General features: G+C 34.9%; 8 protein-coding genes. 5 read left to right on the plus strand and 3 right to left on the minus strand.

What is annotated here, in order from left to right; translation table 11 throughout:
- Positions 1 to 83: 83 nt before the first annotated feature.
- The 5 genes from AMD28_RS10285 (at position 84) to hemB (ending at position 4,316) form a co-directional block, all read left to right on the plus strand.
- Positions 84 to 836 (plus strand): EI24 domain-containing protein, encoded by a 753-nt coding sequence (locus AMD28_RS10285; RefSeq protein ID WP_055444030.1) that lies wholly within the window; start codon positions 84 to 86, stop codon positions 834 to 836.
- Positions 836 to 1,381 (plus strand): GNAT family N-acetyltransferase, encoded by a 546-nt coding sequence (locus AMD28_RS10290; protein ID WP_055444031.1) that lies wholly within the window; start codon positions 836 to 838, stop codon positions 1,379 to 1,381. Before AMD28_RS10285 ends, AMD28_RS10290 begins: the two co-directional genes overlap by 1 nt.
- 642 nt (positions 1,382 to 2,023) lie before the next feature.
- The gene (hemF, locus tag AMD28_RS10295; RefSeq protein WP_055444365.1) at positions 2,024 to 2,926 is read left to right on the plus strand and encodes an oxygen-dependent coproporphyrinogen oxidase; all 903 of its coding nucleotides are present in this window, start codon (positions 2,024 to 2,026) and stop codon (positions 2,924 to 2,926) included.
- 1 nt (position 2,927) lies between these two features.
- Positions 2,928 to 3,317, plus strand: coding sequence for a YchJ family protein (locus tag AMD28_RS10300; RefSeq protein ID WP_055444032.1), 390 nt, complete (start codon positions 2,928 to 2,930; stop codon positions 3,315 to 3,317).
- A gap of 6 nt (positions 3,318 to 3,323) precedes the next feature.
- Positions 3,324 to 4,316 carry a porphobilinogen synthase gene (gene hemB / locus AMD28_RS10305; RefSeq protein ID WP_055444033.1) on the plus strand — a complete coding sequence of 331 codons (993 nt, stop codon included), beginning with the start codon at positions 3,324 to 3,326 and terminating at the stop codon, positions 4,314 to 4,316.
- A 149-nt stretch (positions 4,317 to 4,465) separates the two neighbouring features.
- On the opposite strand, the gene AMD28_RS10310 is transcribed toward hemB, so the two are convergent.
- From AMD28_RS10310 to AMD28_RS10320, 3 genes are all read right to left on the minus strand, one after another.
- Positions 4,466 to 8,338: a T9SS type B sorting domain-containing protein gene (locus AMD28_RS10310; RefSeq protein WP_055444034.1), complete on the minus strand. Its 3,873-nt coding sequence runs from the start codon at positions 8,336 to 8,338 to the stop codon at positions 4,466 to 4,468.
- Between the two features lie 115 nt (positions 8,339 to 8,453).
- Positions 8,454 to 10,337, minus strand: a complete 1,884-nt coding sequence (locus tag AMD28_RS10315; protein WP_055444035.1) for an OmpA family protein — start codon at positions 10,335 to 10,337, stop codon at positions 8,454 to 8,456.
- Positions 10,338 to 10,354: 17 nt separating this feature from the next.
- Positions 10,355 to 11,290 (minus strand): PorP/SprF family type IX secretion system membrane protein, encoded by a 936-nt coding sequence (locus AMD28_RS10320; RefSeq protein WP_055444036.1) that lies wholly within the window; start codon positions 11,288 to 11,290, stop codon positions 10,355 to 10,357.
- Positions 11,291 to 11,296 lie beyond the last annotated feature (6 nt).

Raw genomic sequence — 11,296 nt, forward strand, 5'->3', positions numbered from 1 at the left:
TTTATTTTATATTGAAATATGGATGAAAAAGAAACTAATTATATAGACTCTTTTACGGTTAAATTGGTTCAAGAATAAAGACTATGGTTAAAAACATACTAAAAGGCTTAAAAGCATACGCAAACAGTTTCGCATTAATTTCTGAATTAAAACTTTGGAAATTCTTTTTCATACCAATAATTATCAGCTTAGTAACCGCAACCATAATAGGTATTACCGCTTATGGCTTATCCGATAATGTTGGTAATTTCATTGCAAAAATTTGGTTTTGGGAATGGGGAAAAGAAACCTTCACCTCTATTTCTACCGTTATTGGTGGAATAACCGTTCTAGCCATTGGTTTAATTGTTTACAAACACATTATCATGGCACTTTCTGCGCCATTTATGAGTCCGGTTTCCGAGAAAATTGAAGCACACTTAACAGGAATAGCAAACCACGCCCATCGTAAAACTTCTTTTAAAGAACAGTTATGGCGAGGAATTCGTATCAATATTCGAAATCTAGGAAAAGAACTTTTGTTCACCGTTCCGCTATTAGTACTTAAGTTTATTCCTGTAGTCAATATATTCTCCACCGTTTTATTGTTTTTATTACAAGCATATTACGCAGGTTTTGGTAATATGGACTACACGTTAGAGAGACATTTTAATTATAAAGAAAGTATTCAGTTTATTAGAAAAAACCGAGGCATCGCTATAGGAAACGGAATCGTTTTTATGCTCTTTTTATTAATTCCAGTAATTGGTGTAATTTTGGTTTTACCGCTTAGTGTTACTGCCGCTTCCATAAGTACAGTACAACTATTAAAACCGGAAACAGAAACTTTAAACTAATGACTTTACAATTTGATGATTTCGAAATTAATCCGATCCATAGCGGAGACGCTTGGAAGCTTTGTGATTTCATGGTCGCAAATGAAGATCGGTTTAAACGCTATTTTCCTGGAACTTTAGCCGAAAATGCAACACCAACTTTAGCCAAACTGTTTACAGAAAAGAAAGTCAAGCAATTGGAGAAGAAAGAAGAATATCTATTCACTTTAAAACATTCTAAAACTAGAGAATTAGTAGGAATAATCTATATTAAAGAACTAGATCACACCATAAAACAAGGGGAATTTGCCTATTGCATTGGCTATCCTTTTAAAGGGAAAAAACTAATTACCAATGCGGTAAAATTATTATCAGAATACGCTTTTAATCATTTAGACATAAAAACACTTCAAATCATTGCACATAAAGACAATTTACCGAGTGTAAACGTGGCTTTAAACAATGGCTTTGTTTGGCAAAAAACGTTAGAGAAAGAATTCACTCCAACTAATGAAAGTCCGTTAGACATGGAGTTATACGAATTATACAGACCTAGCAGGTTTTAAAAACCTTGTAGGTCTAAATCACAACAAACCTAGCAGGTCTATTACTTATAATAATAAAAAACAATGGAATTACTAAAAAAAGAAAATTACTACCATGTTTATAATCGAGGAATAAATAGTGAAACTATTTTTCACGATGAAGAGAACATGACTTATTTTCTAAAATTAGTAACTAAACATTTAAGTCCAAAAGTTAATATTTTGGCTTATTGCCTATTAAATAATCATTTTCATTTTGCCATTGAAGTGACTTCGGAAACCAAAGTTGTTAACCAAGCATTTTCAAATTTGTTTAATGCTTATACTAAAGCATTTAATAAGCAAAACTCTAGAACTGGAGCTTTGTTGGAAAGACCTTTTAAAAGGAAACTAATTAATAACGAAGAATATTTAAAGCAACTCATTTTATATATTCATAAGAATCCTGAAAACCATAATATTGTTAAAGATTTTAAAACTTACGAGTTTTCATCTTATAAATCATTTTTATCTAAAGATGTGACGTTAATTAGTCACAAAAAACCATATATCATTACCCTTTTTAATGATTTAAATAACTTTATGGAAACACATACTAATAATAATTCCAACGATCTTAATATGGAACATGACGATGACGATTCTAGACCTGCTAGGTCGTCTATGAAAGATACATTTTTTAAATACATACATCAATTACAAGACACTATTACAGCTGGCCTAGAAAAAGTGGATGGTAAAGCAACATTTCAAGAAGACATCTGGGAACGTCCCGAAGGTGGTGGCGGAAGAACCAGAGTAATAGAAAACGGAAACGTTTTTGAAAAAGGAGGCGTTAATATTTCTGGGGTTCACGGTAAATTACCAGATTCTATGCAAAAATATTTTGGTGTAGAAGATGCCGATTTCTTTGCTTGCGGATTGAGCTTGGTATTGCATCCTAAAAACCCAATGGTTCCCACAGTTCACGCGAATTGGCGTTATTTTGAAATGTATGATAAAGAAGGAAATATTGTAGACCAATGGTTTGGTGGCGGACAAGATCTAACGCCTTACTACTTGTTTGATGAGGATGCGAAACACTTTCATCAGACTTGCAAAACGGCTTGCGACAAGCACAATCCAGAATTTTATACAAAATATAAAGCACGTTGTGACGAATATTTCTATAATGCACACCGAAATGAAGGTCGTGGTATTGGCGGTTTATTCTTCGATTACTGTAAAGCTTCCGAAGAAATGAGCATGCAAAACTGGCATGATTTTGTTACCGAAGTTGGGGATAGTTTCCTAGAAGCCTATGTTCCTATTGCGGAAAAAAGAAAAGATTTAGACTATACCAAAGCACAACGCGATTGGCAAGAAATTCGTCGTGGTCGTTATGTAGAATTCAATTTAGTGCATGATAAGGGAACGCTTTTCGGATTAAAAACAAACGGAAGAATTGAAAGTATTTTAATGAGTCTTCCGCCACATGTGCAATGGGTTTATGACCATCATCCAGAAGCTGGTAGTGAAGAAGAACGTTTAATTGAAGTTTTACAAAACCCTATAGATTGGGCTTAAAATGAATTGCTACTGCGGAAATAACAAAACTTACAAATCCTGCTGTGAAGTCTTTCATTTAAATAATGGAAAAACAGAAACAGCACAACAACTCATGCGTTCTAGATATAGTGCTTTTGTATTAGCAAATGGCGATTACTTAATGGGAACGCATCATAGCTCTACAAGACCAACATCCGAAAAAAAAGCGATTGTAAAATGGGCAAAATCTGTAGAGTGGATAAAACTAGAAATAGAAGAAACTACCAAAGGTTTAGAAAAGGATAAAGAAGGTACAGTAACCTTTAACGCCTATTTTTATGAAAACAGCAAAGTAGATGTAATTCATGAAAAATCTGCTTTTATAAAAGAAAATAACAAATGGTATTACTTAGGTTATGCCAAAAACTAATATAATATGTATCCAATTAAAAGAAATAGAAGATTAAGAACCAACGAAGCGATTAGAAGCTTAGTTAGAGAAACCATTATTTCACCAAACGATTTTTTAGTACCACTTTTTGTAGTGGAAGGAAAAGGTATTAAGGAAGAAATTGCATCGATGCCAAATTACTATCGTTACAGTTTAGATTTACTACAAGCTGAAGTAAAAGAGCTTTGGAAACTAGGTTTAAAATCGGTGTTACTATTTGTAAAAGTACCAGACATTTTAAAAGACAATAAAGGTACGGAAGCAGTAAATCCTAACGGATTAATGCAACGCGCTATAAAAACGGTTAAGAATGCTTGTCCGCAGATGTTAGTAATGACAGATGTAGCACTAGATCCATATTCTATTTATGGTCACGATGGTATTATTGAAGATGGTAAAGTTATTAACGATGAAAGTGTAGACGTATTAACAGAAATGAGTGTTTCTCATATAGAAGCTGGAGCCGATTTTGTGGCACCAAGCGATATGATGGATGGTCGTATTTTATCTATCCGTGAAGCCTTTGAAGATGAAGGCTATGCAGATGCCGGAATCATGAGTTATTCTGCTAAATATGCTTCTGCTTTTTATGGTCCTTTTCGCGATGCTTTAGACTCTGCTCCTGTAGATGCACAAGATATTCCGAAGGACAAAAAATCGTATCAAATGGATTATGCAAATCGTTTTGAAGCAATTCGTGAAACCGAAATGGATATTGATGAAGGCGCAGATATCGTGATGGTAAAACCAGGTTTATGCTATTTGGATATTGTCCGTGAAATTAAAAATGAAGTGGATGTTCCTGTTGCCGTATACCAAGTTTCTGGAGAATATGCGATGCTTAAAGCAGCTGCAGAAAAAGGTTGGTTAGACCATGATGCGGTTATGATGGAGCAAATAACAGCCATTAAACGTGCTGGAGCAGATATCATTGCTAGCTACTTTGCTAAGGATGTTGTGAAAATTTTAAATGATTAGAAAATCTATAAACGAAACGAATTTTTATTATCCTGAGCGTAGTCGAAGGGTTGCTAAGGATGTTGTGAAGTTATTAAACCAATAATCTAAATTATATTCCCAATAAAAAATCCTGAACAAAACTGTTCAGGATTTTTTATTTTCAATACTTATCTTTTTAAAGTAAAATGTGACTGAAACTGTTTTTGTTCTCCGCCTTCTTCATAAGTTAATACAAACCAATAATCACTGGAAGGTAAATCGGAACCATTAAAAGTGCCATCCCACCCTGGAGCATTCGGATGTAATTGTTTTAATAATTTTCCATATCTATCATAAATACTAACTAGAGTATTAGGCTGATTACTTACCGCAAAAACATTCCAAGTATCATTATAGCCATCGTTGTTTGGTGTAAACATTTTAGGATAATCTATAATACTAATATTATCTATAGTAATAAAATCGCAAGATGGTGTACCAGTTGTTCTATCGTGCACATACACCGTATGTATACCACTGCTTACATTGGTAAAAACACCTCCATTATCTAAAATAGGTCCATCATCTAATTGAAACCAATAATCCCCATAACCTTCTACAGTAATCGTTATTGTTGGATTAGGCTCAAAAGATCCCGTTTGTGAAACACTCACAAATACTGCTTGTCCAGATTGAATAATTTCAAAATCTTCACTAATTTCTGAAGTACAATTGGCTGTCGGTAAAATTTCTTCAATAGATAAGGTATACAATCCAGGGGCTGCAGTATCTACCGTATAGGTACTTTGATTTGCTCCTACAATTTCCACATCATTTAAATACCATGTATAATTATAATTAGGATTTTGTAAATCGCTAATTAAAGTAATTGCATTTTGCACAACTCCACTAACATAATCTGCACAAAGTGTATTCAATCCATCTACTGAAGAAATCACAGGTTTTAAGATTGGATTTACTATTATGGTCATGGTTTGTGTGGTAGCACATTCTCCAGCATTAGGTGTAAAGGTATAGGTTGTAGTTGCTGTATTGTTTATTGCAGGACTCCAAGTTCCAGTAATACCATTATTGGATGTGGTTGGTAAAGCGTTTAAAGTTTCACCACTACATATTGCAGCTTCTTGTGTAAATGTTGGTGTTACATTAGGGTTTACCGTTATGGTCATGGTTTGGCTAGTAGCACATTCTCCAGCTGCAGGAGTAAACGTATACGTGGTTGTTGCGGTATTATCTACTGCAGGACTCCAAGTTCCTGTTATACTATTATTCGACGTTGTTGGCAAAGCATTAAGTGTGTCACCACTACAAATGGCTGCTATTTGCGTAAACGTTGGTGTAATATTTGGATTTACCGTTATGGTCATGGTTTGCGTTGCGGCACATTGTCCGGCATCTGGAGTAAACGTGTAAGTTGTCGTTACCGTATTATCTAAAGCAGGACTCCAACTTCCTGTTATACTATTATTAGAGGTAGTTGGTAAAGCTGCAAGTGCGTCACCGCTACAAATTGGTGCTACTTGTGTAAATGTTGGCGAAACCGATGGGTTTACCGTTATTACCATGGTTTGCGTAGTAGCACAAACACCTGCGTCTGGTGTAAACGTGTAGGTGGTTGTTGTTGTATTATCTATTGCTGGACTCCATGTTCCGGATACACCATTATTAGAGGTAGTTGGTAAAGCAGCTAAGGCTTCGCCACTACAAATGGCTGCCACTTGCGTAAACGTTGGTGTTACATTAGGATTTACGGTTATAGTCATGGTTTCTGAAACCGCACATTGTCCTGCATCTGGAGTAAAGGTGTAGGCTGTAGTTGTGGTATTATCTATTACTGGACTCCAACTTCCAGTTATACCATTATTAGATGTAGTTGGTAAAGCGTTTAATGTTTCCCCACTACAAATTGGTGCTACTTGTGTGAATGTTGGTGTAACTATTGGGTTTACCGTGATGGTCATGGTTTCTGTAGCTGCACATTGCCCTGCGTCTGGAGTAAAGGTATAGGTTGTAGTAGCTGTATTATCTAGCGCTGGACTCCAACTTCCTGTCACACTATTGTTAGAGGTCGTTGGTAACGCAGTTAATGTTTCCCCACTACAAATTGGTGCGGCCTGTGTAAATGTTGGCGAAACTGAAGGATTAACTATTATTACCATAGTTTCTGTACTAGCACAAACTCCTGCATCTGGCGTAAACGTGTAGGTAGTTGTTGTTGTGTTATCTATTGCTGGACTCCAAGATCCTGTTACACTATTATTAGAAGTAGTTGGTAAAGCGGCTAAGGTTTCGCCACTGCAAATTGGTGCTACTTGCGTAAAGGTTGGTGTAACATTCGGGTTTACCGTAATTGTCATTGTTTCCGTAATTCCACATTGCCCTGCATCTGGACTAAACGTATAGGTTGTAGTTGCTGTATTCTCTACTCCTGGACTCCAACTACCAGTTACACCGTTGTTAGATGTAGTTGGTAAGGCGCTTAATGTTTCGCCACTACATATTGGTGCTACTTGAGTGAATGTTGGTGTAACTGTTGGGTTTACGGTAATAGTCATTGTTTCTACAACTCCGCATTGTCCGGCATCTGGAGTAAACGTATAAGTTGTAGTTGTAGTATTATCTAGTACGGGACTCCAACTTCCTGTTACACTATTGGTAGATGTCGTTGGTAAAGCAGCCAAGGCCTCACCACTACATATTGGTGCTACTTGTGTAAATGTTGGTGTAACAACTGAGTTTACAGTAATAGTCATGGTTACAGAAACAGCACACTGTCCTGCATCTGGAGTAAACGTATAGGTTGTAGTTGTTGTGTTATCTATTGCTGGACTCCAAGTACCTGCAACACTATTGTTAGATGTGGTTGGTAAAGCAGCTAATGTTTCCCCACTACAAATTGGTGCTACTTGCGTAAATGTTGGTGTAAGGTTAGGACTTACGGTTACCGTTTCACTATCTACTAATATTTGTGAACATATCACAGTACCAGATCCATTTACAACTTGAACATTTTCTAGAGTTATGGTTGTATTTACACTAGGTGTTTGGGCTAAAGTTGCGACTCCTGCATTATCTAAAACAATGGATTGCGTTGCAGCACTATTAATATTGTAATACACAACGGTATTTGGTGTTCCAGAAAAAGTAAAGGTCACATTTTCACCATCACAGATTGCTGTATCTGAAGCAGAAACCACAGCATCAGGAATAGGAGAAACTATTAAATCAAAATCTATTAAACTGTAGCAATCGGTTACACCAGATAAAACTTTAGCATAAATAGTTTGCGGATTAGATGTGTTTGCGTAAATACCTGGAAGTGCATTTATACCATCCGTAGCATCTGCTAAGCTAGCGTAATACTGCACCGTTTCATTTGCTAAATCATTACTGATACTGCTATCTAATCCAAATAAACTAAAGATAGAAATATCTGGAGTTACACTACAAGAAATAATATCATCAATGGGGTTTGCATCTGGAGGCGTTGGAAAAGCTCCAGTACCATTCATGGCTGTTCCTGTCCATTCTATTTCAAAACCACCTTCTCCATGAGGTCTATCAATTACTAAATAGTACGTTTGACCAGGAAGTACAGATAACCAATACACAAAGCCATTTCCACTAGCATCCGGACCTGTTTGGGTTAGGGTTGTGCTACCATCTATTCCTGTGTGATTATTTGGTAGACCTGCTGCGTTTGGATTTGTTGTTGCACAACGAATTGGGCTTCCTAAATTGGAGCAAAGACGATCTGGACCGTATACCCAAAAATCATAATCGACCAAAATATCTGGATCATCCGGAATTAAATTAAACCCTAATGTTCCCGCTTGCACTATATTTACTTCTAGCCATAAAGAATTATGCTCAGAACCACCACAACCAGAAACTTCTTGTGTGTTTCCAATACCTGTTGCATTCGATGAGAAATTCCCATTACCACAAACGGTAATGGCATTCACACAATCATTCGGTTCTTGTGCTTGAACTAGCGAAACCAAGAGAACTAATAACCCAAAAATTAAAACCTTTTTCATTGCTATCTTTTCTTCATTATTATCTAAAAATTAAACAGTAAAAATTACCGTTTAATTTTTAAATAATGCTTAATATTTTAATACTAACAATTAACTATATAAAGTTAATTAAAAGTTACTTTTTTACTATCAAAAACTCTGAGCGTCTATTTTGAGCGTCTTCTGCATCTGTACAGTTAGACTTACAATCTATTTTAGGTTCTTTACTTCCTAAACCTAATGCAGACAACCTAGTTTTACTAATTCCTTTAGAAATCACATATTGTATGGTTGCTTGCGCTCTTCTTTCGGATAATTTCAAGTTATATGCTGCTGCACCTTTGGTATCTGTATGCGAACGCACTAAGATTTCCATTTCTGGATACGCATTTAAAATTGTTACTAGTTTGTCTAATTCTGTAGCACCTTGATAGGTGATATTACTTTTATTAAACTCAAAGTAAACGTTATTCAGAATTACTTCTTTATCTGTAATCATTTCTTGCATAGCATCCTTCACAATTGGGTTTAAGGAAGCATTTACGACAATTTGATCTTGATCTTCACGATTAACAGGAATAGTTAGGCTTTCATAACCTTCTTTTTCTACATTAATGGTGTAATTAGATGCACAGTTTACATTAAAGCTTGTTTTACCTTCTTTAGTTACTTGCGTTGCAATAATATTATTTTTTGCATCTAAAATAGAAACATTCGCATTTGCAATAAATTGTTTTGTTTCTGCATCTTCAACCAACGTTATTACTTGGTATTGGCAAATAGGAATTGCTAAATAAATATTATCTACTCCCGATCTATTAGATGAAAAGAACCCTGATTTTTTAACGGTATTAATACTAAAAGAAAAATCATCACTTTTAGTATTTATCCCCTTTCCCAAGTTTGTAGCCTCTTCTTTTTTATTAAGATCTACTTTAAAAATATCAAACCCTCCAAATCCTTGCTTCCCTCTGGAAGAAAAATAAAGAATATTATTATCACTAATAAAAGGAAAACCTTCTTTATCTGCAGTGTTTACTAACTTTCCTAAATTTTCTGGAGTACCATAGGTATCTTTATTTACGGATACTTTCCAAATATCAGTATCTCCAATTCCTCCTGGCATATTCGATGCAAAATAGAGTGTTTTTCCGTCGCTACTTAAACTAGGATGACTAACAGAATACTCTTTACTATTAAATGGTAGCGCAACTATATTTTTCCATTTCCCATCAATTAGAGTTGCTTTATACAACCCTTGTTGTGATAGTTTAATTTGCTTTTTATCCATTTTTTTATAAATCCCTTCGCTATGTCCATCTCTAGAAAAAATCATTGTTTTTCCATCTTCACTTAAAGTGATTGGTCCATCATGATAAGGCGTATTTAAACTTTTAACTGCTTCAGGATCTGTAAAGGTTCCATCTACATTTCTTGTGGTTTTATAGATATCTAAATATGGTTTATTTGTCCAATTGTCTTCCTTTTTCCCATTATCTCTAGTACTCACAAAATACAGGATATTGTCATTAGATAAAACAGCTCCAAAATCACTTTGCTCATTATCATTAATGATGGTACTTTCTACATCAAAAAACTTAGATTCGTCTGCAAGTCTTGGAATGTAATTAGGGTTCATTAAATGTTCTTTAGCACGTAAATCTTCTGGTAACATTTTTGCAAAAATATCCATTTGAGTATTTGCTGCTTCGTAATGTCCTTGTGATTTTAACACTTGTGAATAACGGTAATACGTTTCTGCATCTTGTTTAGAATCTAATGCTTTTGCATACCATTTTGAAGCTTCGTTAATATTAAAAACGTTATAATAGCTATCTGCTAATTGTTTGTAAACATAACTATCTGCTTTTTTATCATTTACCACCTCAAGGTATGCATCAATAGCATCTACATATTGATACGTATTAAAAAGTTTATCTGCTTTTTCTGAATGTTTGTTTTGTCCGTAGCTTACTGTTACTAGTAAACAGAAGCAAAAAAGACTAAGTATATTTTTCATTTTTAACTGTTTTATTATTAGAAAAATCTAGGTGAAATAGATATTTTTTTAGGAAAATTTAAATCGAATAACAGCATAATCTCATGCGAACCCGAGGTGACAACATCTAACTCTGATGTGGTATAATCATAAGCATAACCTATTCTTAATTCTGGAGTAATTGCAAAATTCACCATTGCTCCTATTGCATCTTCTAAACGATACGTTGCACCTAGTTCTAGTTTTTCAAAAAACAACACATTAGCAGAAACATCTAAAGAGGTTGGTGCATCAAATGCTGATTTTAACAAGAAAGATGGTTTAAATTTAGTGTTTTCTGAAAGATTAAAAACATAACCAGCAGAAAGAAAATAATGCATCACATCTGAACCATATTGATATTCTTGTCCATTATTTGTAACATCCAGATAGGTGTTTTTTAACATATTTGGCACTGCCAAAGACACATAATAACGATCTGTATAGTAAAATAGTCCTGCTCCTAAATTTAAATGTGTGTTGCTGGCATCTTGACCAAAAGCTTCATCACTAGCATCTGGAACATACCCGTTACCAACTTCGCTAAACAATCCTATTTTCTGAAAAGTTGCACCTCCTTTTATACCAAAGGCTAATTTATGAGATTTGTTTAAATTAAGAGTATACGAAACATCTGCATACACGTTATTTTCTTCGACAGGTCCAATTTGATCTGAAATAACCGACAAACCTAAACCTACGTTTTTTCCAACAGGGCTATGCACCGAAAAGGTTGCCGTTTTTGGAGCATCTTCTACACCAACCCATTGCGAACGGTATAACAAACCGAAGGCTAAGTTTTCTTTAGATCCTGCATATGCTGGATTTACCACGTTCATATTATACATGTACTGTGTGTACTGCGGGTCTTGCTGCGCATTTGCACTGATAAAAACCCCAAGTACAAAGACTATTGCTAAATATATTTTTTTCATTTGTAT

The organism is Lacinutrix himadriensis (genome assembly GCF_001418105.1).
Classification (GTDB): Bacteria; Bacteroidota; Bacteroidia; order Flavobacteriales; family Flavobacteriaceae; genus Oceanihabitans; species Oceanihabitans himadriense.

Excerpts from the sequence above, each read along its gene's own strand:
- AMD28_RS10285 (WP_055444030.1), top strand. The coding sequence starts at position 84 with ATGGTTAAAAACATACTAAAAGGCTTAAAAGCATACGCAAACAGTTTC.
- AMD28_RS10290 (WP_055444031.1), top strand. The coding sequence starts at position 836 with ATGACTTTACAATTTGATGATTTCGAAATTAATCCGATCCATAGCGGA.
- hemF (WP_055444365.1), top strand. The coding sequence starts at position 2,024 with ATGAAAGATACATTTTTTAAATACATACATCAATTACAAGACACTATT.
- AMD28_RS10300 (WP_055444032.1), top strand. The coding sequence starts at position 2,928 with ATGAATTGCTACTGCGGAAATAACAAAACTTACAAATCCTGCTGTGAA.
- hemB (WP_055444033.1), top strand. The coding sequence starts at position 3,324 with ATGTATCCAATTAAAAGAAATAGAAGATTAAGAACCAACGAAGCGATT.
- AMD28_RS10310 (WP_055444034.1), bottom strand. The coding sequence starts at position 8,338 with ATGAAAAAGGTTTTAATTTTTGGGTTATTAGTTCTCTTGGTTTCGCTA.
- AMD28_RS10315 (WP_055444035.1), bottom strand. The coding sequence starts at position 10,337 with ATGAAAAATATACTTAGTCTTTTTTGCTTCTGTTTACTAGTAACAGTA.
- AMD28_RS10320 (WP_055444036.1), bottom strand. The coding sequence starts at position 11,290 with ATGAAAAAAATATATTTAGCAATAGTCTTTGTACTTGGGGTTTTTATC.